General features: G+C 73.0%; 18 protein-coding genes and 2 tRNA genes. 13 read left to right on the forward strand and 7 right to left on the reverse strand.

Annotated features, from left to right (window positions below):
- Positions 1 to 34 precede the first annotated feature (34 nt).
- Together ACH34Q_RS24750 and ACH34Q_RS24755 are read left to right on the forward strand one after the other, a co-directional pair.
- A complete protein-coding gene (locus ACH34Q_RS24750; RefSeq protein ID WP_395985430.1) occupies positions 35 to 841 on the forward strand; it encodes a lysophospholipase in 807 nt (268 codons plus the stop codon).
- A gap of 105 nt (positions 842 to 946) precedes the next feature.
- Entirely contained in the window at positions 947 to 1,816 is an 870-nt protein-coding gene (locus tag ACH34Q_RS24755) for a peptidoglycan-binding protein (protein WP_395985431.1), read from the forward strand.
- Between the two features lie 9 nt (positions 1,817 to 1,825).
- Here the strand turns inward: ACH34Q_RS24755 and ACH34Q_RS24760 are convergent, their stop codons facing one another.
- Positions 1,826 to 2,818 (reverse strand): hypothetical protein, encoded by a 993-nt coding sequence (locus tag ACH34Q_RS24760; protein ID WP_395985432.1) that lies wholly within the window; start codon positions 2,816 to 2,818, stop codon positions 1,826 to 1,828.
- Entirely contained in the window at positions 2,815 to 3,663 is an 849-nt protein-coding gene (locus ACH34Q_RS24765) for a hypothetical protein (protein ID WP_395985433.1), read from the reverse strand. Before ACH34Q_RS24765 ends, ACH34Q_RS24760 begins: the two co-directional genes overlap by 4 nt.
- A 141-nt stretch (positions 3,664 to 3,804) precedes the next feature.
- On the opposite strand from ACH34Q_RS24765, the gene ACH34Q_RS24770 reads away from it, so the two are divergent.
- Positions 3,805 to 3,874: transfer RNA gene (locus ACH34Q_RS24770), tRNA-OTHER, on the forward strand.
- Between the two features lie 419 nt (positions 3,875 to 4,293).
- Positions 4,294 to 5,859 carry a TROVE domain-containing protein gene (locus ACH34Q_RS24775; RefSeq protein ID WP_395985434.1) on the forward strand — a complete coding sequence of 522 codons (1,566 nt, stop codon included), beginning with the start codon at positions 4,294 to 4,296 and terminating at the stop codon, positions 5,857 to 5,859.
- 38 nt (positions 5,860 to 5,897) lie between these two features.
- Here the strand turns inward: ACH34Q_RS24775 and ACH34Q_RS24780 are convergent, their stop codons facing one another.
- The 3 genes from ACH34Q_RS24780 to selA all read right to left on the reverse strand — a co-directional run bounded on the left by ACH34Q_RS24780 (position 5,898) and on the right by selA (position 10,232).
- Positions 5,898 to 7,091 (reverse strand): RtcB family protein, encoded by a 1,194-nt coding sequence (locus ACH34Q_RS24780; protein WP_395985435.1) that lies wholly within the window; start codon positions 7,089 to 7,091, stop codon positions 5,898 to 5,900.
- A gap of 103 nt (positions 7,092 to 7,194) precedes the next feature.
- Positions 7,195 to 8,943, reverse strand: a complete 1,749-nt coding sequence (gene selB, locus ACH34Q_RS24785) for a selenocysteine-specific translation elongation factor (RefSeq protein WP_395985436.1) — start codon at positions 8,941 to 8,943, stop codon at positions 7,195 to 7,197.
- The gene (gene selA / locus ACH34Q_RS24790; protein ID WP_395985437.1) at positions 8,943 to 10,232 is read right to left on the reverse strand and encodes an L-seryl-tRNA(Sec) selenium transferase; all 1,290 of its coding nucleotides are present in this window, start codon (positions 10,230 to 10,232) and stop codon (positions 8,943 to 8,945) included. The genes selB and selA overlap by 1 nt, the downstream gene beginning before the upstream one ends.
- Before the next feature lie 208 nt (positions 10,233 to 10,440).
- Between selA and ACH34Q_RS24795 the strand changes: the two genes are divergently transcribed.
- Together ACH34Q_RS24795 and ACH34Q_RS24800 are read left to right on the forward strand one after the other, a co-directional pair.
- Complete coding sequence (locus ACH34Q_RS24795) at positions 10,441 to 11,889, forward strand: MFS transporter (protein WP_395985438.1); 1,449 nt, start codon at positions 10,441 to 10,443, stop codon at positions 11,887 to 11,889.
- Between the two features lie 126 nt (positions 11,890 to 12,015).
- Positions 12,016 to 13,902 (forward strand): propionyl-CoA synthetase, encoded by a 1,887-nt coding sequence (locus tag ACH34Q_RS24800; protein ID WP_395985439.1) that lies wholly within the window; start codon positions 12,016 to 12,018, stop codon positions 13,900 to 13,902.
- Here ACH34Q_RS24800 and ACH34Q_RS24805 read toward each other — a convergent pair.
- Complete coding sequence (locus tag ACH34Q_RS24805) at positions 13,899 to 14,171, reverse strand: GlsB/YeaQ/YmgE family stress response membrane protein (RefSeq protein WP_395985440.1); 273 nt, start codon at positions 14,169 to 14,171, stop codon at positions 13,899 to 13,901. The two genes, ACH34Q_RS24800 and ACH34Q_RS24805, sit on opposite strands and share 4 nt — an antisense overlap.
- Before the next feature lie 163 nt (positions 14,172 to 14,334).
- Positions 14,335 to 15,333 (reverse strand): selenide, water dikinase SelD, encoded by a 999-nt coding sequence (gene selD / locus ACH34Q_RS24810; protein WP_395985545.1) that lies wholly within the window; start codon positions 15,331 to 15,333, stop codon positions 14,335 to 14,337.
- A gap of 225 nt (positions 15,334 to 15,558) precedes the next feature.
- Between selD and ACH34Q_RS24815 the strand changes: the two genes are divergently transcribed.
- From ACH34Q_RS24815 to ACH34Q_RS24845, 7 genes are all read left to right on the forward strand, one after another.
- Positions 15,559 to 17,415 (forward strand): AMP-dependent synthetase/ligase, encoded by a 1,857-nt coding sequence (locus tag ACH34Q_RS24815; protein WP_395985441.1) that lies wholly within the window; start codon positions 15,559 to 15,561, stop codon positions 17,413 to 17,415.
- Positions 17,416 to 17,478: 63 nt separating this feature from the next.
- Positions 17,479 to 17,571 (forward strand) — tRNA-Sec (locus ACH34Q_RS24820).
- A 116-nt stretch (positions 17,572 to 17,687) separates the two neighbouring features.
- Complete coding sequence (locus ACH34Q_RS24825; protein ID WP_395985442.1) at positions 17,688 to 18,329, forward strand: trimeric intracellular cation channel family protein; 642 nt, start codon at positions 17,688 to 17,690, stop codon at positions 18,327 to 18,329.
- A gap of 47 nt (positions 18,330 to 18,376) precedes the next feature.
- Entirely contained in the window at positions 18,377 to 19,195 is an 819-nt protein-coding gene (gene fdhD, locus ACH34Q_RS24830) for a formate dehydrogenase accessory sulfurtransferase FdhD (protein ID WP_395985443.1), read from the forward strand.
- A 178-nt stretch (positions 19,196 to 19,373) separates the two neighbouring features.
- A complete protein-coding gene (locus ACH34Q_RS24835; protein WP_395985444.1) occupies positions 19,374 to 20,309 on the forward strand; it encodes a metal-dependent hydrolase in 936 nt (311 codons plus the stop codon).
- A gap of 270 nt (positions 20,310 to 20,579) precedes the next feature.
- On the forward strand, positions 20,580 to 21,413 hold the full coding sequence (locus tag ACH34Q_RS24840; RefSeq protein WP_395985445.1) for a M24 family metallopeptidase: 834 nt from the start codon (positions 20,580 to 20,582) through the stop codon (positions 21,411 to 21,413).
- On the forward strand, positions 21,410 to 23,164 hold the full coding sequence (locus ACH34Q_RS24845; RefSeq protein ID WP_395985446.1) for an SDR family oxidoreductase: 1,755 nt from the start codon (positions 21,410 to 21,412) through the stop codon (positions 23,162 to 23,164). The genes ACH34Q_RS24840 and ACH34Q_RS24845 overlap by 4 nt, the downstream gene beginning before the upstream one ends.
- Positions 23,165 to 23,248 lie beyond the last annotated feature (84 nt).

Raw genomic sequence — 23,248 nt, forward strand, 5'->3', positions numbered from 1 at the left:
CCTGCCAGGACGATCATCGGAATCGGGAGGCGCCGTGGGCACGGCACGCGAGTGGGAGTTCGCCGGGACGCGCGGCGCGATCACCGCCCGGATCTGGGCACGCCCCGATCCGCGCTACATCGCCGTCCTGGCCCACGGCTACGGCGAGCACCTCGGCCGCTACGGGCACGTCGCCGACACCCTGCTGCGGCACGGCGCCGTCGTCTGCGGCCCCGACCACATCGGGCACGGCAGGTCCGGCGGCGAGCGCGTCCTGATCGAGAACGTCGAGGACGTCGTCGCCGACCTCCACACGGTCGTCCAGGCCGCCCGCGGGGACTTCCCGGACCTCCCGGTCGTCCTCATCGGGCACTCCATGGGCGGGCTCATCGCCGCCCGCCACGCCCAGCTCCACGGCGAGGAGCTGGCCGCGCTCGTGCTGTCCGGCCCCGTCCTGGGCCGCTGGGACGCCCTCACCGCGCTGCTGTCGCTGGACGAGATCCCCGACATCCCCATCGACACCGAGACCCTGTCCCGCGACCCCGAGGTCGGCAAGGCCTACACCGCCGACCCGCTGGTCTGGCACGGCCCGTTCAAGCGGCCCACCGTCCAGGCCCTCCAGGACGGCGTCGACCGGATCAGCGCCCACGGCTCCCTGGGCGCGCTGCCCACGTTCTGGGTGCACGGCTCCGACGACCGGCTCGTGCCGCTGGACGGCACCCGTACCGGCATCGACGCGATCCGCGGCGGCGACCTCACCGAGCGCGTCTACCCCGACGCCCGCCACGAGGTCTTCAACGAGACCAACCGCGACGAGATCCTCGCCGACGTCACCGCCTTCATCGACCGCGTGCTCGGCTAGGCCCGGCCTCCGGCACGACACCCTCTTCCTGCGGATTCGTCCGTATTTGTTTGCCTGCCGCGAAACGTGGACATCCCCGTACCCGGCGCAAGCACCGGAGGAACGATGAGCGAGCCCGACCGGACCGACGAGGCCGCGCGGATGGACCGCGTGGACGTCCACCCCGACGTCCACCGCGCCACCGAGGCCGACGAGGAACAGATCCTGCGCGAGCTGTACGGGGAGCCCGACGACGACGGCGTCTTTCGCGCGGCGGCGTCCGGCACCGCCGCCCAGATACTCGCCGAGGCCCGCAAGACCCTGGGAGTCTCGGGCCGTCCCAACGTCATGACCCGCGACTACGCCTCCCGGCATGGCAGCGAGTTCCTGCGTGCCCCATGGTGCGACATGGCCGTCACCTACTGGGCACGCCGCTCAGGCAACGCCAAGGCGGTGCTGCCGGGCGGCGACAGAGCGTACACGATCTGGCACGCACAGGACTTCCAGAAGATCGACCGCTGGTCCACCGGCACCACCGCCAACGTCGACCGCGCCAGGGCGGGCGACATCGTGTTCTTCGACTGGGGCAACTCCAACTCCGTCGGCGCGATCGACCATGTCGGCGTGGCCGAGGTGGTGCTCGGCGGCGGGCGGCTGCAGACGATCGAGGGCAACACCGGTGACGCGGTCAAGCGCCGCGTGCGCGCCTCCTCGGCGATCGCCGGGTACGGGCGCCCCGCCTACGGCGGCACCTCCGACTGGATGGAGACGATGGTGAACAAGCTCCCCACCCTGCGCAACGGCTCCACCGGCGAGCATGTGCAGTCCCTGCAGGGCCTGCTCCAGGCGCGCAGCCATCCCGAGGTCGATATCGACGGGACGTTCGACGCGACGACCGAGAGCGCGGTCCGCGCCGTCCAGCGGTGGGGCGGTGTCGACGACGACGGGATCGTGGGCCCCGACACCTGGCCCGTGCTGCTCCGCGTTCACAAGTAGGCGCCAGGTTCACAAGTAGGCCCGGCCGCCCACCTCTTCCAGGAGCGCGGCGAGCCACGGCTCGCCGCGCTCGGGCCGTCCGGCCAGCACGTCACGCAGGTCCAGGCGGCCGGGGAACCGGCCCTGGGCGACGAACTCGGCGGCGGACGCGCGGTGGACGGGCTCGTCGCGGTGAGCGATCGCCGCCAGGCCCGGGCGCCAGTGGGTACGTGCCGTACGGGACGGGTCGTCCGCCAGATAGGCCCACACGGACCGGTTCAGCGGCACCGCTTCACACCCCGCAGGCGGTTCGCTCCCCTGCCGAACGAGGCCGATGAGCCGGGAGGCGCCCTCTGGACCGTCAAGCCCGGTGGTCACGAGGTCGCAGAAGGCGAATGCGGCGCCCTCCGCAGGCCGCAGCGCCTTCTCTGAGGTCCCGCCCTTCAGGGCTCCCGACAGGAAGTCATGTACCGGCATGGCCCGCTCGCCGAACCGGATGGGCAGTCCTCCCGAACGCGCCAGCACTCCGGCCGCGCCGATCGCCAGCCGCGCGAACCACAACCAGTCCGCCGTACCATCGTCCTCGTTCGGGGCGCGTCCCAGGACCTCTTCCACGTCGCGTTCCGGTACGCGGTCGCCGGTCCGCTCGGCGCGGACGGCATCGGGGTAAAGCCGGATCTGCTGCCACTCGGTACAGTCGTCGGACCGTGAACCGATCTCGGCTCCGCACGTGACGCAGGCCGTGTTGGGCCCGCGATATCCGGTGACCCCCAGACAGCCGATCTCGCACTTGTCCGGAATGAGGCGCGCCCGCACCTCCCCCGGCGCCAGCAGGTACGTGCTGCGGACGGCCTGCCTTCCGAACGGCTCGGGGTCGACGGCATAGACGCCCGGGCCCATGAGCTGCACCCCGCGAGGGCGGCTCCAGTGAGGTGGCTCGATCCATCGCTCGTCGGGCAGCGGCACGCGGCGTACCGGGCCGGTCAAGGCGGCACCGCAGCGCGCGCAGTGGAAAACGGTCACGGCTCGGCGAGGAGTTCCGTCTGGCGGCCCTCTGGAGGAACGTCCCGCCCGCGCTTGATGGCGCCGGCCCTGTCCCAGATCAGGGGGCGCAGGTCTTCCGCGGCCGTCTCGTCCGTACAGGACAGGACGTCCGCCCGCGCCCGCCTGGCCACCGCGACATCTCGCCGGAAGTCGCGGAAGACCTGGATCTCCCCCGTGTACCCGTGCCGCCAAGGCCCCAGGGTGGCGTAGTCCGTCCCGTGCCGGCCGGACGGGTCCAGCCAGCCGGCCTGCACGGCCCACACGCGCATCTCCTGCGCATCGGCCGGCTGGAGGCCGATCAGCCCGTTCCGGCGTTCGACCCGTCCCCGGTCGGGCCGCCATGGGGGGACGGTGTCGCTCAGCCACCGGCGCGGGTCTTCCAGAGCGGTGTCCAGGCCGTGCGTGCGCCACCGTACGGTTCCGTCCGACGCGCCGCGCAGGGGCAGAGCCCGGGACAGGGCACGGGCGGTATGGGTGGTGAACGGCGTGTGCCAGGACGGCACGATCACGATCGGGTCGGCGGGGTCGCCGTCGAACGGCGTCGGGGTCAGGAACGGCCGGTCGATCACCAGCAGCGTTCCCGGCCGCGACTGGTAGGACAGCCCCCACAGCAGCCGGGCCAGCAGGCGCGCCCCGTGCCCGTCCGACAGTACGTGCCACGTCCGGTGGAACTCGTTGGTGCTGAACCGCGCGTCGGTCCCCGGCCGCAGCCCGATGACCGTGTGCTCCCGGCCGTCCAGCCGCACCGTGCGGCGGTGCAGCTTCAAGCCGTCGGCGGTGGCCCGGGCATTGCCGGGTCGCTGCCGCGCACGCTTACTGCTCATAGATCAACACCTTAACCGTCCGCCGCAACCGATTTTCCAGCGCCGCGGGTGACCTCGTCACTCCGGAATGAATTCAGTTGTGCCCGCCGGCGCCGCCGTGCTCTCCTATGTTCTCGAGAGGGTCACAACTTCAGAAAGCGCGCCCGGTGCGAAGGCAGGGGTTACTTCCTCTTTCCAAGGAGAGACGCGGGTTCGAATCCCGCCGCCGGCTCCGGCCGGCGTCGACCAGCGGCCCAGGTCACTAGCACACCTCAGCCGACTTTGATCTCGGGCGCTCTCTCTGCAGACGGCCCCATCCGCCGACAACTGAATACGCACCTCCCGGTGCGCAGGTGAACGGATACTTCCAGGTTCGACTCCGCGCAGGCCCACGAGGGCCTGTGGCCCCGGCAGGCAGGGGCTGCTCCGTACACCGCCTCGATCTCGGGAGGGAGCACCTTTCTCGCGGGTGCCCGGTGCGCAGGCAACGGATACTTCCTTGTTAATCCATAGGTTGTGGGTTCGAGTCCCACCACCGCCTTGGGCGGTGTAGCTCAAACGGCAGAGCAATGGACGTGTCGAACCGTCGCCGACTCCAGAACTCGGGCACCACCGCGAGCGCTCCTTCCCTTATAAGGAAAGGAGCCCCCCATGGCCAAGTTCAACCGCAGCGCCGTCCGTACGGCCGTTTCCAGTCCCGTCAAGACCGTGGCATCCCCGGCGGGCCGTACGTACGAGGGCGCCCCCGGGTACGCGCGCGACGCCAAGAGCGAGCTCTTCCTTCTCGCGGTGGCGAACATGGTCGGTGAGGACACCTTCTACGAGAAGGCCGGCGACCGCGACGCCCGCTTCCGCGACCTCGTCCACGCTGTCGCGGTACAGGACCACGCCTGGATGGCCGGGTTCCTGCCCTGGCTGCGCGGCGAGGCGAACATGCGGTCGGCTCCGGTCGTGGCGGCGCTGGAGGCCGTACGGGCGCGGCTGGCCGCAGGCGAGCAGGGCGGCAACCGGCAACTGGTGGCGAGCGTCCTGCGGCGCGCCGACGAGCCGGGCGAGGCCCTGGCGTACTGGACCGCCACCTACGGGCGCGCGATCCCCAAGCCGATCAAGCGCGGCGTGGCCGACGCGGTCCAGCGCCTCTACAGCGAGCGGTCGCTGCTGAAGTACGACTCGGCCGGCGCGGCGTGGCGGTTCGGCGACGTGATCGACCTCGTGCACCCCTCCCCCGCGGCGGACCGGCCGTGGCAGGGCGACCTGTTCCGGCACGCGCTGGACCGGCGGCACGGACGGGGCGACGACGTCCCCGCGTCCCTGCGGACGCTGACCGCGCGGCGGGACCTCATGAACCTCCCGGTGGGCGACCGCAGGGAGGTGCTGCGGGCGCCGGACGCGCTGGTCGGCGCGGCGATGACGTGGGAGGCGCTCGCCGGGTGGCTGCAGGGTCCCCTGGACGCCGCGGCCTGGGAGGCGGTCATCCCGAGCATGGGGATCTTCGCCCTCGTCCGGAACCTGCGGAACTTCGACCAGGCGGGCGTGAGCGACGCCGTGGCCGAGCGGGTCGCGGCCAGGATCGCCGACCCCGCGGTCATCGCGAAGAGCCGCATGTTCCCGTTCCGGTTCCTGGCCGCCTACAACGCGGCGCCGTCGCTGCGCTGGTCGTATGCGCTGGAGCGGGCACTGAACCATTCGCTGGCCAACGTGCCCGAGCTGGCCGGCCGCACGCTGGTCCTGGTCGACCGGTCCGGCTCCATGTTCGGCAGGGCCTCGGAGAAGTCGGACCTGAACCGTGCGGACAGCGCGGCGATCTTCGGTACCGCCCTGGCGATCCGCGCGGCCTCGGCCGACCTGGTCGAGTTCGGTACGGGTCACCGGCGCGTCAGGATCCGCGGCGGCGAGTCGCTGCTGAAGGTGCTGGAGCGGTTCACCTCGATGGGCGGCACCGACACCGCCGAGGCGGTCCGCGCGAACTACCGCCGCCACGACCGCGTGGTGATCGTCACCGACGAGCAGGCGTGGGCCGGTCACCGCGGCGCCGACCCGACCGCCCAGGTGCCGGCCGGCGTGCCGGTCTACACCTGGAATCTGGCCGGCTACCGGTACGGGCACGGCCCGTCCGGCGAGCGCGACCGGCACACCTTCGGCGGCCTGACCGACCAGGCGTTCCGGGCGATCCCGCTGCTGGAGGCATCGAGGGACTCCGGCTGGCCCTGGCAATGAGGAACGGCCCGATCCACGGTGTGGATCGGGCCGTTCTGCTAGCCCTTGACGCAGATGAGCTGCCTGAGGTGGGCTTCGACCTCGACGAGGTCGGACTGGGCGGCCATGACCGACTCCAGGTCCTTGTAGGCACCCGGGATCTCGTCCAGGACGCCGCCGTCCTTGCGGCACTCGACGCCCCTGGTCTGCTCCTCCAGGTCCTCCAGGGTGAACGCCTTGCGGGCCTTGTTGCGGCTCATCCTGCGGCCGGCGCCGTGCGAGGCGGAGTTGAAGGCCTTGTCGTTGCCCAGGCCGCGGACGATGTACGTACCGGTCGCCATCGAGCCCGGGATGATGCCCAGGTCGCCGGTGCCGGCGCGGATCGCGCCCTTGCGGGTGACGAGCAGGTCGACGCCGTCGTAGGTCTCCTCGGCCACGTAGTTGTGGTGGCAGGAGATCAGCTCGTCCCACCGGCAGCGCTTGTCGCCGAAGTACCGCGTCAGCACGTTCTGTGCCAGCGCGAGCATGACGGCGCGGTTGCGCCGCGCGTACTCCTGTGCCCAGAAGAGGTCGTGGCGGTACTCGTCCATCTTCGCGGTGCCGGTCAGGAAGACCGAGAGGTCGTCGTCCGGCAGGTCCTGGTTGTGCGGGAGCTTGCGGGCCGCCTCGACGTGGTGCTCGGCGAGTTCCTTGCCGATGTTGCGCGAGCCGGAGTGCAGCACGACCCAGATGGCGCCGCCGTCGTCGGCGCACACCTCGATGAAGTGGTTGCCCGAGCCGAGGGTGCCGAGCTGGCCGCGGGCGCGTCCGAACCGCCCGCGCACGGCGGGGTGCAGGTCGTCGAACCGCTTCCAGAACGCGTACCAGCCGCGTTCCTTGAGTCCGGGCAGCGCGTCGGGGTCCACCGGCTGCTTGTGGGCGTGCCGGCCGACCGGGATCGCCTTCTCCAGGCGGCCGCGCAGCAGCCCGAGGTCGTCGGGCATGTCCTCGACCGTGAGGGTCGACTTGACCGCGGTCATCCCGCAGCCGATGTCGACGCCGACGGCGGCCGGGGACACCGCGCCGCGCATCGCGATGACCGAGCCGACGGTGGCGCCCTTGCCGTAGTGGACGTCGGGCATCACCGCGAGGCCCTCGATCCAGGGAAGGGCCGAGACGTTGCGCAGCTGTTCGAGCGCCACGTCCTCGACGGTGGCGGGGTCGGTCCACATCCGGATCGGAACGCGGCCGCCCTTGAGCGTCTGGTACGGCATCACCTGCTCCTCTCCGTCATGGGGATCATCCGAACCGTGGTCTATATGGCCAGATAACGGCACCCGGATCAATTCATTTTTCCCGCCGGGGACGTCGGCATGCTCATTCGGCCAGGGTTCGCTCGTCGCCGAGGCGCCGGGTCAGCCCCTGGGAGTCGAGGTGTTCCAGGAGGGCGACCGCGACCCGGCGGCTGGTGCCCAGGGCGTGGCGGGCCTGGCCGACGGTGAACGGCTGGGGCAGGTCGCAGAGGATGCGCAGGGCATCGCGGTCGGCTCCGGGCGGCAGGACGACGTTGCCGGGCAGCCGCAGGATCGCGCCGGCGCGGGCGGCGGCGGCCAGCGCCTGGGGGGTGAGGCCGATCTCGGCGAGCCGGTCGGCGTCGGGTGCCTGGAACGGGCCCAGTCCCGAACGCAGGAGCCGCACGGCTTCGGCCACCTGGGGCGGCAGGTCGGGGCCCGGCCCGTACACGCGGCCCTCCTTCACCTGGAGGGGCGGCCGTACGAGGGCGGTGACCAGGCTGCGGCTGGGCAGGCCCAAGCGGAGCCGCGCCGCCTCCAAGGGAAGCCCTGGGGCGAGCGGCCTGTCGGCGCTGTGCCGGCTCAGTTCGGTGGTGAGGCGGCGGTGCAGGTCCTCCCAGTGGCCGGGGTCGGCGAGCCAGTCGCCGTCGATGGCCAGGGCGGCCGCCGGCGCGGCGCAGCCCATGACCGTGAGGTCGGAGCGGTGCAGGACGCCGTGCCTGCGCAGGATCAGGGCACCGTCGGGACGGTCGGGCCAGGAGGCCAGCTCGCGGGCGCGGGCGGCCCCGGCTCCGCGCCGGACGAGGGTGGGCGGCCGGACGTCCAGGACGTTCACGCCCGCGACGGCGCGGCGGCCCGGGTCGCGCAGCAGGGCGGTGTCGCCGATGTGCAGCGGCAGCCGCGCGTTCAGGGTCAGCCGGGCGGTGTCGGGGCCGAGAGGGCGCAGCCGAACGGGGACGGCCGCCGAACCGATGTGCAGGGTCATCTGCCGGGGCAGCCGCCCGGTCGCCTCGCCGAAGCGGGTGCGGACGTCGATGGACGTGGTGTGGGTCCACCGGCCGGGGCCGACCAGGGCCATCCCCCGAGCGAGGCGTTCGCGCGGGACACCGCGGAGATTCAGCGCGACGCGGGCGACGCCGCTGACGCGGTCGAGGGGTTCCTTGGCCGACTCGATGGCGCGGACGCGGACGCGTTCCCCGGCGGGCATCAGGACCAGCTCGTCGCCCGCCTCCAGGGTGCCTGCGGCAAGGGTGCCGGTGACGACGGTCCCGCTGCCGGCGATCGTGAAGGCCCGGTCGATCCAGAGCCGTACCGGCGCGGCCGCGTCGGGGACGGGCAGGCGCGCGGCGAGGCGGTCCAGGGCGGCGCGCAGGTCGTCCAGGCCGGCACCGGTGGTGGCGCTGACGGCGACGGCCTCGATGCCGCGCAGGCCGGTCTTGGCGAGGCGCTCGCGGGCCTGGCGCAGCGCGTGGGCGGGCTCGGCCAGGTCGGAGCGGGTGACGGCGAGGACGCCGTGCCGTACGCCGAGCGCGTCCAGGGCGGCCAGATGCTCCTCGGTCTGCGGCATCCAGCCCTCGTCGGCGGCGACGGCCAGCAGCACGGCCGGTACGGAGCCGACGCCGGCGAGCATGGTGGCGACGAACCGCTCGTGGCCGGGGACGTCCACGAAGGCGATCCGCTCGCCGGAGGGCAGGCCCGTCCAGGCGAAGCCCAGGTCGAGGGTGAGCCCGCGGCGGCGTTCCTCGGCCAGCCGGTCGGGGTCGGTGCCGGTGAGGGCGCGCACGAGGCTGGACTTGCCGTGGTCCACGTGCCCGGCGGTCGCGACGACCTGCATCAGTTCCCTTCCCGGGAAGCCAGGACCGCGGCGCGGAGCGCGGGGTCGCCGGCCGGGTCGGTGGAGCGCAGGTCCAGCAGGAGGCGGCCGTTCTCGACCCGCCCGATCACGCGCCGGGCGCGCAGCGGGCGCTCGTACGAGGGAGGCAGCGACACCGCCGCGCTGGGCAGGCCCACGCCGGGGGCTCCCCCGCCGCCGACGGTCGCGGTGGAGTCGGCCGCGAGCGCGTCGACTCCGCCGGTGGAGAGTGCCTCGGCCAGGGACTCGGCGCGTTCGCGCAGCCCGGCCGGGTCGGCGTGCAGCATGCGCGCCACCGGTGGACGGGGCCCGCGGAGCGTGGCCTCCAGGGCCGCGAGGGTCATCTTGTCCACCCGCATCGCCCGGTAGAGGGGATGGCGGCGCAGCCGTTCGACGATGCCGCTCTCGCCCAGGATCAGGCCCGCCTGCGGGCCGCCGAGCAGCTTGTCGCCGCTGGCGGTGACGAGGGCGGCTCCGGCGGCGAGCGCGGTGGCCGCGTCGGGCTCGTCCGGCAGTACGGGGTCGGGCGCCAGGAGGCCGGAGCCGATGTCGGCGACGACGGGAACGCCGAGCCCGGCCAGCTCGCCGATGCCGGGGGCCGCGGTGAAGCCCTCGATCCGGAAGTTGGACGGATGGACCTTCAGGATGAAGCCGGTCCCGGGGCCCACGGCGGCGGCGTAGTCGGCGGCGGTGGTCCGGTTGGTGGTACCGACCTCGCGGAGCCGGGCGCCGGTGGAGGCCAGCAGGTCGGGCAGCCGGAACCCGTCGCCGATCTCGACCAGCTCGCCGCGGCCGATGACGATCTCGCGCCCGGCGGCCAGCGCGGTGGCGGCCAGCGCGAGCGCGGCGGCGTTGTTGTTGACCACCTGGACGGCCTGCGCGGCGGGGCAGGCCTCGCGCAGGGCCGCCAGGGCCCCCTCGCCGCGCGGGCCGCGCCGGCCGGTGTCCAGGTCGTACTCGACGTCGGCGCATCCCGACGCGGCGGCCACCGCGTCGCGGGCGGCCTCCGACAGCGGGGCCCGGCCCAGGTTGGTGTGCAGGAGCACGCCGGTCGCGTTCACGACCGGGCCCAGGCGGGACGCGCGCTCGGGCAGGGCGGCCACGGCGGAGTCGGCGACGCGTTCCGGTGGTATCTCGCCGTCCCGGGCGCGCTGCCGCGCCCGGGCCACCGCCGCCTTCACTATCGCCGGGCCGAGCCGGCGGCGGGCCGCCTGCAGGCGCGGGTCGGCCAGGACGGTGTCGGTGCGGGGTACGAGTCGGCGGAGGTCCACGCCGGACAACCCTATGGACGGCCGGGCCTGTAGCGAAAGCGGAACGTGACCGCAGTATGTGATGTGAATCTCTCAGCCGGGACGTGAAGCGATCACCGCCGGGGCGACGGCGGCCGGGACGGCCCCGGCCATCTGCTTCGTTTACTTGAGTAAGTACAATTCTGCACTTCGGGCACGTTTTCCGAATCCCCCCGGCCCAGGAGGTCATGTGACCGGCGCGATCACGACGGCGCCCGGACGGCTCGCGCGGTCCCCCGGTCCCGCGCACCCCGCCCTGATCCTGGTGGCGCTGGCCACCGCCGGGCTCGTCGTCTCCGTCCAGCAGACGCTGGTGATCCCGCTGCTGCCGCAGCTGATGGAGACCTTCCAGGTCTCGGTCACCGCGGTGACCTGGGTCTTCACCGCCTCGCTGCTCGCCGGGGCGGTCGCCACCCCGCTGCTGTCGCGGTTCGGCGACATGTACGGCAAGAAGCGGATGATCCTGCTGGCCATCGCCATGCTGGCGGTGGGCTCGGTCGTCTGCGCCCTGTCGCAATCGCTGGGCGTGCTCATCGTGGGCCGGGCGATCCAGGGCGTGTCGGTGGCACTGATCCCGCTCGCGATCGGAACGATCCGAGACGCGTTCCCCGCGCATCGGGTCACCACCGCGATCGGTGTCATCAGCGCCACCATGGGCATCGGCGGCACGCTGGGCATGATCGTGACCGGGCTCATCGCGGACCGCACCACCAGCCACGCCCCGGTCTTCCTCGTCGCGGCCGGGCTGGCGGTGGCGGGCCTGGTGCTCATCGCGCTGTGCGCGCCCGACGTGGGCGAACGGGCCGGCGGCCGTCCCGACTACGCCGGCGCGCTGCTGCTGGCCGGCTGGCTGGTCTGCCTGCTGCTGGCGATCAGCCAGGGCAACGCCTGGGGCTGGACCTCGCCGGGACTGCTCGGCCTCGCCGGCGCAGCCGCGGTGCTGTTCGTCGCGTGGGTGCTCGCCGAGATGCGGATCCGGCAGCCGCTGGTACGGCTGAACCTGCTGGTGGGCCCGCGCTCGCTGTCGGCCAACCTGGCCTCGATGCTGCTCGGCTTCTCGATGTACGCGGCGTTCACGCTCATCGCCGGGTTCATCCAGACGCCCAGGGACGAGTTCGGGTACGGGCTGAGCGGCTCGGTGCTGGACGTGGGCCTCTACACGCTGCCGAGCACGGTCACCATGCTGGGCTGCTCGGTGCTGGCCGGGCGGATGGCGGGACGGATGGGCCCGGCGTTCACCCTGGCGATCGGCTCGGTCTTCGCCGGCCTGTCCTACCTGTGGCTGGCGCTGTCCAACGCCCACGCCTACGACATGCTCGCGTTCAACGCGATCCAGGGCGTGGGCTTCGGCATCGCGTACGCGGCGCTCGGCACCCTGGCCGTCGAGCACGTCCCGATGAGCGAGAGCGGCATCGCCAGCGGCGTCAACGCCCTCGTCCGCACGACCGGGGGCAGCGTCGCGGGGGCCGCCACCGCCGCCGTGCTCGCCGGCCAGACCATGAGGGGCACCACGACCCCCACCCTGGCCGCGTACGAGCTGTGCTTCTGGATCGTGGCCGCAGGGGCCGGACTGGCGGCGGTGGTCGCCGTCGTGCACGGCCTGTACTACCGCGCGGCCCCGGTGGTGCCCGCCTCGTGACATGGTGACCGCTTCGCAACGCCGATCCGGCGCGGGGCCTTGACGAACGGTGCTTCCGCCATGCCCTATAGGGATGCGCCCCGAACCCGTAATCGAGGCCAGCGAACCGCCGCTCCGGAGGACCACATGGGCGCCTATGCCGCCGCGTACGAACGCAGCATCGCCGACCCGACCCGTTTCTGGGGACTCGCCGCGCGGGACGTCCGCTGGCTCGTACCACCCGACCGGGTCCTGGACGACGGCGCGCCGCCCTTCTACCGCTGGTTCACCGGCGGCGAGCTCAACACCTGCGACAACGCCCTGGACCGGCACGTGGAGGAGGGCCGCGGCGACCAGGCCGCGCTGATCTACGACAGCCCCGTCACCGGGACCGTGCGGACCTACACCTACCGGGAGCTGACCGACCTGGTGGCGCGGTTCGCCGGGGCGCTGCGGGCGCTGGGCGTGCAGCGCGGCGACCGGGTGGTGATCTACCTGCCGATGGTCCCCGAGGCGGTCATCGCGATGCTGGCCTGCGCGCGGCTGGGCGCGGTCCACTCGGTCGTGTTCGGCGGGTTCGCGGCCAAGGAGCTGGCGGTACGGATCGACGACGCCCGGCCCAAGGTCGTGGTCTCGGCGTCCTGCGGCATCGAGGGGACACGCATCGTCCCCTACAAGCCGCTGCTCGACCAGGCCCTCGACCTGGCCTCGCACAAGGTCGACCGCTGCGTGATCCGGCAGCGCCCGCAACTGCACGCCGACCTGGTGCCCGCGCGCGACGTCGAGTGGGACGAGGCCGTCGCCGGCGCCCAGGCCGCCGAGTGCGTCCCGGTCGCGGCGACCGACCCGCTGTACATCCTCTACACCTCCGGCACCACCGGCCGTCCCAAGGGCGTGGTCCGCGACAACGGCGGGCACGCGGTCGCGCTGCGCTGGTCCATGGAGAACGTCTACGGTGTCGGGCCCGGCGACGTGTTCTGGGCCGCCTCCGACGTCGGCTGGGTCGTCGGCCACTCCTACATCGTGTACGCGCCGCTGCTCACCGGCTGCACGACGGTGCTGTACGAGGGCAAGCCCGTCGGCACGCCGGACGCGGGGGCGTTCTGGCGGGTGGCGGCCGAGCACCGGGTGAAGGCGCTGTTCGCCGCGCCCACCGCGATCCGCGCCATCAAGAAGGAGGACCCCGACGGCGCGCTGCTGGCCGGGCACGACCTGTCGGCCCTCGACACCCTGTTCCTGGCCGGCGAGCGGCTGGACCCCGAGACCTACCGGTGGGCATCGGGCCTGCTCGAACGGCCCGTGATCGACCACTGGTGGCAGACCGAGAGCGGCTGGCCGATGGTGGCGAACCCGCGCGGCTTGGAGGCGCTGCCGGTCAAGGCCGGCTCGCCGTCGGTGCCGGTCCCCGGCTACGACGTGCGCGTCCTGGATCCCGGCGGCTCCCCGGCCGCGCCCGGAGCCGACGGCGACATCGTGGTGCGGCTGCCGCTGCCGCCGGGCAACCTGACCACGCTCTGGCAGGACGACGAGCGCTTCGTGGAGTCGTACCTGACCCGCCATCCCGGCCACTACCTCACCGGCGACGGCGGCCACATCGACGACGACGGCTACGTGTGGGTGATGGGCCGGACCGACGACGTGATCAACGTGGCGGGCCACCGGCTGTCCACCGGGACGATGGAAGAGGTGATCGCGGCGCATCCGGCGGTGGCCGAGTGCGCGGTGATCGGCGTCGCCGACCCGCTCAAGGGCCAGGTCCCGCGCGGCTTCGTGGTGCTCAAGACCGGCGCCGAGGCCGATCCGGCGGCGCTGCGGGACGAGCTGGTGCTGATGATCCGCGAGCAGATCGGGCCGGTCGCCGCGGTCAGGGAGATCTCGGTCGTGCCCGCCCTGCCCAAGACCCGTTCCGGCAAGATCCTGCGCGGCGCGATGCGCGGCATCGCCGACGGCCGGGAGGTCCCGGTGCCGTCGACGATCGAGGACCCGGCCGTACTCGAGGAGCTACGGCCCATCCTTCGCGCACGGCCGCGCTAGTGCGTGCCGGTCTTCTTGGGCCACAGTGCGGCCACCAGATAGACGCCGATCACGGCCGCCGCGACCTGGAAGATCGTCTCCCAGAAGTTCCAGCCGTCGGTCTTCAGGTTGAACAGGTGGGCCAGCCCCGTCCCGGCGAAGGCCGCCACGATGCCGACCAGCACGGTCAGCCAGATCGACATGTTCTGCTTGCCGGGTACGAGCAGCCGCCCCAGCGCACCGATGATCGCGCCGAAGATGATGGCGGTGATGATTCCCCCGATGGTCATGTCCGCTCCTTCGGTCATGAGTGCCGGCCCCGCGCGGCCGCGGACCCGTCACCGTCGGGATACCCAGAGATGGATCAATGACACGGCGCGGATCAGGACATGACCTGCGGCGATACGGCGTACATCGGCGGTTTCGGCCGGCCGGCCGGCCGGGGTCGCCGCCCTAGCGGATCATCAGGACGTGCCGGCCGCGCGGCACCAGCTCGCCGATGACGGGGGCGCCGGGGATCTCGCCCGCGACCAGCAGTCCGCCGGAGGTCTGCGCGTCGGCCAGCAGCAGCCGCTCCTCCTCTGCGATCCGGCCGAAGCCGGTGTGCGGGGCGACCCACGCCAGGTTGCGGCGCGTGCCGCCGGGGACGAACCCGTCGCGGACGGCCTGCCGCGCCCCGTCCAGGTACGGGACGGCGGCGGCGTCGACGACCGCCGTGACGCCGCCGGCCCGCGCGAGCTTGTACAGGTGCCCCAGCAGCCCGAAGCCGGTCACGTCGGTGGCGCAGCGGACGCCGCGTTCCAGCGCCTGCCGCGCGGCCGTGGCGTTGAGCTCGGTCATCGTCTCGACGGCCGCGGCGAACACCTCGCCGGTGGCCTTGTGCCGGGCGTTGAGCACGCCGAGCCCGAGCGGCTTGGACAGGGACAGCGGCAGCCCGGGGCGCCCGCCGTCCAGGCGCAGCAGCCGGCCGGGGTCGGCGATCCCGGTGACGGCCAGCCCGTACTTGGGCTCGGGGTCGTCGACGCTGTGCCCGCCGGCGATCGGGCAGCCGGCCGCCATGGCCACGTCGCGGCCGCCGCGCAGCACCTCGCGGGCCAGTTCGGCCGGGAGCGCGTCGCGCGGCCAGCCCAGCAGGTTCAGGGCCATCAGCGGCTCGCCGCCGACGGCGTAGACGTCCGAGAGCGCGTTGGCCGCCGCGATCCGGCCCCAGTCGTACGGGTCGTCCACGACCGGGGTGAAGAAGTCGGCGGTCGAGACGATCGCGCGGCCGCCGTCGATCCGCAGCACCGCCGCGTCGTCGCCGTCCTCGCCGCCGAGGACCAGGGCGCCGTCCGCGGTGTCCCCGGTGAGCCCGGCCACGACCGCCTCCAGCTCGCCCGGCGGGATCTTGCAGGCGCAGCCGCCGCCATGGGCGTACTGGGTGAGCCGTACGCCGGCCGGCGACGCGGGCAGGAGGGTCACCCTGCGAACTATTCCAAACTCCCTGGAAACGATCTAGGTGCCGACCGTACGGGTCCCGTTACTCTGCGGCCACACCGTGCCCCACCTGGCGGGGATCCGGCACGGGATCCGCGCCAGGACTTGCCCGCGGACGTCCGGACATGGTGCGATACCCCCCATGCAAGTGCGCACTTACTGAGGTGCGCGCGATCGAGGCCGGAACGTAAAGGGGCGCGCATGGGCGAGGCGGAGATTCAGCGGGTGCGGGCGGAGCTGGCGCGGGAGCTGGAGGGCCTGACGGTCGCCGGTGCGCTGGCCGCCACCGCGCGCGAGCACGGTGACCGGCCGGCCTACTCCGACCGGGTGGACGGCGAGTGGTCCACGCTGAGCTGGAGCGACGTGCACCGGCGCGCCCGGGAGACGGCGGCCGGGTTCGCCGCGCTCGGGCTCGAGCCCGGCGACGTGGTGGCGCTGATGATGCCCAACCGCTCCGAGCACGTGCTGGCCGACCTCGGCGCCGTGCACGCGGGCGGCACCCCGGCCACGGTCTACGCGACGCTGGCCGCCGACCAGATCGCCTTCGTCGCCGCGGACTGCGCGGCCAGGTACGCGGTGCTGGACGGCCGCGACCAGCTGGACCGCTGGCTGCCCGCGCTGGACCGGCTGCCGGAGCTGCGCCGGATCATCGTGCTGGACGCCGCCGCCTGCCCGGCCGGCGACCGCTTCCTCACCTGGGACGACTTCACCGCGCTCGGCCGCCGGGAGCTGGCCGGCGCGGAGGCCGCCGCCGAGATCGACCGGCGCGTGGCGGCCGTCGCGCCCGGCGACACCGTCACCCTGCTCTACACCTCGGGGACCACCGGCGACCCCAAGGGCGTCCGGATCACCCACTCGATGGTGCTGCACGAGGCCGCGCTGGTGCAGCGCAGCTCGGTGCTGCCCGAGCACCCGAGCGGCGTCTCGTACCTGCCGTTCGCGCACATCGCCGACCGGGTGCTGAGCTACTACCTGCCGATCCGGCTGGCCTCGCACGTCCACTTCTGCTCCGACCCCGCCCAGCTGACCGCCGTGCTCGGCCAGGTGCGCCCGCACTCCTTCTTCGGCGTGCCCCGGGTCTGGGAGAAGATCATGGCGGGCATCCAGGCGGTGCTGGCCGGCGAGCAGGACGAGACCAGGAAGGCCGGGATCGCGCAGGCCCTGGAGACCGGGCGCCGGTACGTCACCAGCCAGGAGTACGGCAACACCACGCCGCCCGAACTGGAAGAGGCGTTCCGGACGATGGACGCGGCCGTGCTGACGCCGATGCGGGCGCTGCTCGGGCTCGACCGGGTCCGGCAGGCCTCCAGCGCCGCCGCGCCGCTGCCCGAGGAGGTGGCCCGGTTCTTCGCCGGCCTCGGACTGAAGATCTTCGACGCGTACGGGATGACCGAGACGACCGGCGCGATCACCGCCAACCTCGCCGACTCGTTCAAGCTCGGCACCGTCGGCCGGCCGTTCCCCGGCGTGGAGCTGAAGCTGGCCGGGGACGGCGAGATCCTCGTCCGGGGCGCCACCTGCACGCCCGGCTACCTCAACCGGCCGGCGGCCACCGCCGAGCTGATCGACGCCGGCGGCTGGGTGAGTACCGGCGACATCGGCGTGCTGGACGAGGACGGCTTCCTGCGGGTGGTGGACCGCAAGAAGGAGCTGATCATCACCGCCGGCGGCGAGAACATCGCGCCCTCGATGATCGAGAACCATCTCAAGGAGCACCCGCTGATCGGCCAGGCGCTGGCCTACGGCGACCGCCGCCCGTACGTGGTCGCGCTGATCACCCTGGACGGCGAGGTGGCCCCCGTCTGGGCCGCCGCGCACGGCCTGGACAGCACCGACCTCGCCGCGCTGGCCGAGCACCCCCTCGTCCTGGAGGAGGTGGGCAAGGCCGTCGAGGACGCCAACGCCCGGCTCGCCCGCGTCCAGCAGGTCAAGAAGTGGCGGCTGCTGCCGGCCGAGTGGACCGCCGAGAGCGAGGAGCTCACGCCCACGCTCAAGCTGAAGCGCCGGATCGTGCACGCCAAGTACACCGACGCCATCGACACCCTCTACGGCGGCTGATCACGGCGGCGACGCGTGGGGCGCTCCCCGGCGGGGCGCGCCCCATGCTCTAGGCTCGCCGCTGGAGGCGGGCGAGCGCCTGGTGGCCTCCCCGGTCTTCAAAACCGCGGGACCCGAGGATCTCGGGTCGGCGGGTTCGATTCCCGTACGCCTCCGCCGGCCTCCGCCCGCCCGCGTCCAGGACCTGCCGGAGTGCCGTCCCATGCGGTACGAGCGCGTGCGGTGCAGGCCCATGGCTTACGAGCGGGGGACGGAGCGGCGGTGAGCGCGCGGTGACGGGCACGGAGGCCGCCGTGCTGCTGGACCTGGCGGGGATCTTCGTGTTCGCGGTGTCGGGCGCGCTGGCCGCCGTCCGCCAGCGGCTGGACGTGGTCGGCATGGTGGTGCTGGCCGAGATCACCGCGCTGGGCGGCGGGATCCTGCGCGACCTGGTGATCGACGACGGGCCGCCCACCGCGTTCACCAGCCTCGGGTACGTGCTGACGCCGCTGGTCGCGGCCGGGCTGGTGTTCTTCTGGCATCCGCAGGTCACCCGGCTGCTGCCCGCCGTGCTGCTGTTCGACGCCGCCGGCCTCGGCCTGTTCTGCGCGACCGGCACGCTCAAGGCCCTCGAGCACGGGCTGTCGCCCCTGCACTCGGCGGTGCTCGGCGTCGTCACCGCGATCGGCGGCGGCATCCTGCGCGACGTGCTCAGCGGCCAGATCCCCAACGTGCTCTACGACCGGGAGCTGTACGCGCTGCCCGCGATGCTGGGCGCCGCCGTGGTCGCGGTCGCCCATGCGATCGGGCCGCGCGGCCCGGCCATCGTCGCCGGGGCCGCCGTACTGGCGTTCGCGCTGCGGGTGCTGGCCATGCGGTACGGCTGGCGGACGCCGCGTCCCCGCGGGGTCGAGGAGCGGCCGCCGACCGGCTGACCCGGTGCTTTTCGCGCGATCGGCCGTTCGCGCGGTACGGTCGCGGTATGGGTCGGATCACCGTGCGCAGGCCGGTCCTCAGGCTGAGCACCGCCGGTGTCCGGGGCACCAGGCCCGACACCCTCGCGGTCGAGGAGCCGCTGGAGATCCGGGTGGCCGGCCGGCCGCTGACGATCACCATGCGCACCCCGGGCGACGACTTCGACCTGGTGGCCGGGTTCCTGGCCGCCGAGGGCATCATCGCCGGCGCGGCCGATCTGGTCGCGATGCGCTACTGCGCCGACACCACCGAGCAGAACACCCTCGACGTCGTCCTGGCCGAGGGCGTGGACCTGCCCGGCCACCTGATGACGCGCGCGTTCACCACCACCAGCGCCTGCGGGGTGTGCGGCAAGTCCAGCATCGAGGCGCTGCGCGCCGACAGGCCGTACGACGTCGCCGCCGACCCGCTCCGGCTGACCCCCGCGACGCTCGCCGCGCTCCCGGACCGGCTGCGCGCGGCGCAGCGGGTGTTCGAGCGCACCGGCGGGCTGCACGCGGCCGGGCTCTTCGACGAGTCCGGCGAGCTGCTGGTCCTGCGCGAGGACGTGGGCCGCCACAACGCCGTCGACAAGGTCGTCGGCTGGGCCCTCGGCAAGGGGCTGCTGCCCCTGACCGGCCGGGTGCTGATGGTCAGCGGGCGCGCCTCGTTCGAGCTGACCCAGAAGGCCATGCAGGCCGGGATCCCGCTGCTCGCGGCGGTGTCGGCGCCCTCGTCGCTGGCCGCCGAGCTGGCCGAGGACGCCGGGATGACACTGGTCGGCTTCCTGCGCGGCGAGACCATGAACGTCTACACCGGCGCCCACCGGATCATCACCCCGTCCTGACATGGACTGTTAGGGCCGATACTCACCCGGGAACGAAAAACCCACCCGAGACTTATCGGTCATCTCTCAAGAAAACCTGCCCTCTGCACGAGTTCACTGTCCCGACACCCACCGCGCGGACATGATCACTCTCCGCCCGGACCGGGAACGCCCGGACGTCGGACGCGAAGGAGCAGGAATGGCCAGGGACCCGGCCCAGGACGGGGCGGCGCTCGGCATCGACGAGCGGCATCCGCCGATCAAGGCGCGCCGCGTCGCGTTCGACTGGACCAAGACGCCGCTGCACTGGATCCCGGGCGATCCCGTCGCGACGCACATCATCAACAGCTTCCACATCGTCCTGCCCGAGGGCGAGAAGTGGTTCGTCCAGTGCGTCAAGGACGCCCGCCCGCACATCAGGGACGAGCGGCTGCGCGCGGAGATCAAGGGCTTCATCGGCCAGGAGATGGTGCACGCCCGCTCCCACCAGGGCGTCCTGGACCAGCTCCTGGCGGCCAACGGATTCGATGTCAGCAAGATCACCGGCCCGGCGGGCCGGGGCAACGCCGAGCGGCCCGCCCGGATGGCGGCCCTCAAGGAGCGCTCGCCGCGCCGCTGGCGCCGGCGGCTGCGCTTCGAACTGGCGGCGGTGGCCTCCATCGAGCACTACACCGCCGTGCTCGGCCAGTGGATCATGGACAACGACCGGCTCGACCGGGCCGGCGTCGACCCCACCATGCTGGACCTGCTGCGCTGGCACGGCGCCGAGGAGGTCGAGCACCGCTCGGTGGTCTTCGACGTCTACCAGGCCATGGGCGGCCGCTACCCGACCCGCGTGCTGGCCTGGGTCGTCTCGCTGTTCTTCCTCTACTGGGCGCTGATCGGCGGCGGCCTCTTCCTGCTCAGGCAGGACCCGCAGATCAAGGGCCGGGTGACCCTGCTCCGGGTGCTGCGCTCGTACCGGCGCTCGGTCCGCAAGGGCCACGTCCCGGGCATCTTCCGGCTGCTGATCGGCGAGGCCCCCGTCTACCTGAAGCCCTCGCACCATCCGTCCCAGATCTGCTCGACCCCGCAGGCACTGGAGTACGTGCTGCGCTCCCCCGCCGCCCAGGCCGCCGGCTACGACCCGTATTGATTTGAAGTCCCGGCTCAGGTGCTCGCCTGGCGGCTCGCACCTGACCGAGCCTTGTGCGAGCGCGGCATCGCTTCGCGATCTGCCCGGGTGAGGCTTGCCTTCGGCTTCGCCTCACCCGGACAGGTCACGCGCTCGCACGGTGGTGGGGCTATGCGGTTGCTGGGCTTGTGCGGTCGCTGGGGTTATTTCTGGACATAGCTTGGTCCTGGTGGCGAGGGTCACGTTGTGGGCGGCTTGACCGGGGACCCCCGCGGGCGGTTAATTAACAGCGTGTCCAATAACGTGACGCTCGCCCGTACCGACGATCCAGCGCAACTGGACCGGTTCCGCGAGGTCCAGCGCCTCAGCTACCAGTGCGCCGACGAGGTGGCCGCCGGGCTCGAGCCCGGCGTCACCGAACGCGAGGCCTGCCGCCGGATGCGGCGGTGGCTGCGCGAGCGCGGCGTCGACGACTGGCTGCACACCCCGTTCGCCTGGTTCGGCGACCGGACCGCGTTCCGCGGCTTCCGGGTGCCCGTGCAGTTCCTGCCGAGCCACCGGCGGCTCGAGGAGGGCATGCCCTACATCCTGGACATGGCGCCCGTGAAGCGCGGCTACTCGGCCGACATCGGCTACGCCGGCGTCCTGGGCGCGAACCGGATCTGGGACCAGGTCGACGCCGACCTCGCCGCGTACCGGACGCTCATCCTGGACCTGGTCCGCGAGCGGCGGACGTTCGCCGGCATCTACGCCGAGGTGGACGCGCTCATCGAGCGGCAGGGCTACGACAACCGGCACCGCAAGTACCCCGGCCGCGTCATCGGCCACCAGGTCGGCGTCATCGGCGGGTTCCTGCCCAAGGGCGTCGGCTTCCCGTTCGGCGTCCGGTTCCTGCAGACCATGGGCCGCGAACTGGTCAAGGAGCGGCTCGAGGGCCGTTCGCCACTCTGGAACGGCGCGAAGCAGTCCGCGCACCCACCGACCCCGGGCCTGTGGGCCGTCGAGCCGCACATCGCCTTCCGGGGCGTGGGCGTGAAGTTCGAGGAGATCCTCGTCGTCACCGAGGACGACGCCCACTGGCTCGACGACGACCTGCCACACGTGAAGCGCTGGAGGAGTTCATGACCGTATCGGGGCGGCGGGTTCGGGGGGACGGGGTCGACCTCGCGGTCTACGAGCAGGGCGACCCTTCGCGGCCCACGGTGCTGCTCGTGCACGGCTACCCGGACACGCACGCGGTGTGGGACGAGGTGGCCGAGCGCCTCGCGGCGCGCTTCCACGTGGTGCGGTACGACGTGCGCGGGGCGGGGGCGTCCTCGCGGCCTTTCGGGCGGCGGCGGTACGGCCTCGACTACCTGATGGCCGACATGCAGGCCGTCCTGGACGCCACGGCCCCCGACCGCAAGGTCCATCTGGTGGGGCACGACTGGGGGTCCATCCAGTCGTGGGAGGCGGCCTGCACCATGCCGGAGCGGTTCGCCTCGTTCACCTCCATCTCGGGGCCGTGCCTGGACCACGTGGCGCACTGGACGCGCCGCAACATCACCCGGCCGACCCCGCGCAACCTCAAGCACGCGGCGGGGCAGGGCGTGCGCTCCTGGTACATCTACTTCTTCCAGACGCCGCTGCTGCCCGAGACGCTGTGGCGGGCGGGGCTGGCCAAGCCGTTCAGCCGGGTACTGGAGATCGGCGAGGGCGTTCGGCCCCGGCCCGGGCATCCGGCCCGCACGCTGTCGCGCGACGGGGCCGCCGGAGTAGGCCTCTACCGCGCGAACATGCTGGAGCGGCTGCGCAAGCCGCGCGACCGGCGTACTGACGTACCGACGCAGGTCATCGTGCCGACCCGTGACCTGTTCGTCTCGCCCCATCTGGTCGGGAGCCTGGGCGACCGGGTCCCGAACCTGTCGCTGCGGCCGATCGACGCGGGCCACTGGGTCCCGCGCAGCCATCCCGACGTGGTCGCCCGGTGGATCGCCGAGCACGTCACCGGGGTCGAGGGCGGCCCGCTCAGCGCGGCCGAGTCCCGGGCGCTGCACCGGGCCCGGGTACGGCGCGACCGGCGCCCCTTCGAGGGCTCGCTGGTGGCGATCACGGGGGCCGGCAGCGGCATCGGCCGGGCCACCGCGCTGGCGTTCGCCGAGCGCGGCGCCGAGGTGGTCGCCGCCGACATCGACCTGGCGGCCGCGCAGCGTACGGCCGAGCTGGCGTGCCTGGTGGGGCCCGCGGGGCACGCGTACGCGGTGGACGTGGCCGATCCGAACGCGATGGAGGACTTCGCCAAGTCGGTCCTGCACGAGCTGGGCGTGCCCGACGTGGTGGTCAACAACGCCGGGATCGGCATGGCCGGGGCGTTCCTGGACCACTCGGCCGACGACTGGCGCCGGGTCCTGGACGTCAACCTGTGGGGCGTCATCCACGGATCGCGGCTGTTCGCCGCGCAGATGGTCGAGCGGGGCCAGGGCGGGCACATCGTCAACACCGCGTCCGCGGCGGCGTTCACGCCCTCGCGCACGCTCCCCGCGTACGCCACCAGCAAGGCGGCCGTGCTGATGCTGTCGGAGTGCCTGCGCGCCGATCTGGCGGGGCAGGGCATCGGGGTCAGCGCGATCTGCCCGGGCGTGGTGAACACCAACATCACCCGCACCTCGTCGTTCGTCGGGGCGGGCGCGGAGGAGCAGGAGCAGAGCCGGCAGCGGGCCGCCCGCGCCTACGCGCTGCGCGGCTTCGGGCCGGAGGGCGTCGCCAAGCAGATCGTGGCCGCCGTCCAGAAGGACAAGGCGCTGGTGCCGGTCACCGCCGAGGCGCGGCTGGGGTACGCGGCGTCCCGGCTGTCACCGCGCGTGATGCGCCTGCTGGCGCGGCTGGACATCGGCTGACCCGGCCGGGCGGGAGATCGAGGCGCTCGTTTACCGCCAAGGGGTTTTCCCGCCCGCCGGAACATGCGACCTTTGCAGCAAGAG

Origin of the sequence: Actinomadura sp. 9N407 (assembly GCF_044326315.1) — a bacterium.
Classification (GTDB): domain Bacteria; phylum Actinomycetota; class Actinomycetes; order Streptosporangiales; family Streptosporangiaceae; genus Spirillospora.

Coding starts and splice junctions, on each gene's coding strand:
- ACH34Q_RS24755 (WP_395985431.1), top strand. CDS start 947: ATGAGCGAGCCCGACCGGACCGACGAGGCCGCGCGGATGGACCGCGTG.
- ACH34Q_RS24765 (WP_395985433.1), bottom strand. CDS start 3,663: ATGAGCAGTAAGCGTGCGCGGCAGCGACCCGGCAATGCCCGGGCCACC.
- ACH34Q_RS24775 (WP_395985434.1), top strand. CDS start 4,294: ATGGCCAAGTTCAACCGCAGCGCCGTCCGTACGGCCGTTTCCAGTCCC.
- ACH34Q_RS24780 (WP_395985435.1), bottom strand. CDS start 7,091: ATGCCGTACCAGACGCTCAAGGGCGGCCGCGTTCCGATCCGGATGTGG.
- selB (WP_395985436.1), bottom strand. CDS start 8,943: ATGCAGGTCGTCGCGACCGCCGGGCACGTGGACCACGGCAAGTCCAGC.
- ACH34Q_RS24800 (WP_395985439.1), top strand. CDS start 12,016: ATGGGCGCCTATGCCGCCGCGTACGAACGCAGCATCGCCGACCCGACC.
- ACH34Q_RS24805 (WP_395985440.1), bottom strand. CDS start 14,171: ATGACCATCGGGGGAATCATCACCGCCATCATCTTCGGCGCGATCATC.
- ACH34Q_RS24815 (WP_395985441.1), top strand. CDS start 15,559: ATGGGCGAGGCGGAGATTCAGCGGGTGCGGGCGGAGCTGGCGCGGGAG.
- fdhD (WP_395985443.1), top strand. CDS start 18,377: ATGGGTCGGATCACCGTGCGCAGGCCGGTCCTCAGGCTGAGCACCGCC.
- ACH34Q_RS24835 (WP_395985444.1), top strand. CDS start 19,374: ATGGCCAGGGACCCGGCCCAGGACGGGGCGGCGCTCGGCATCGACGAG.
- ACH34Q_RS24845 (WP_395985446.1), top strand. CDS start 21,410: ATGACCGTATCGGGGCGGCGGGTTCGGGGGGACGGGGTCGACCTCGCG.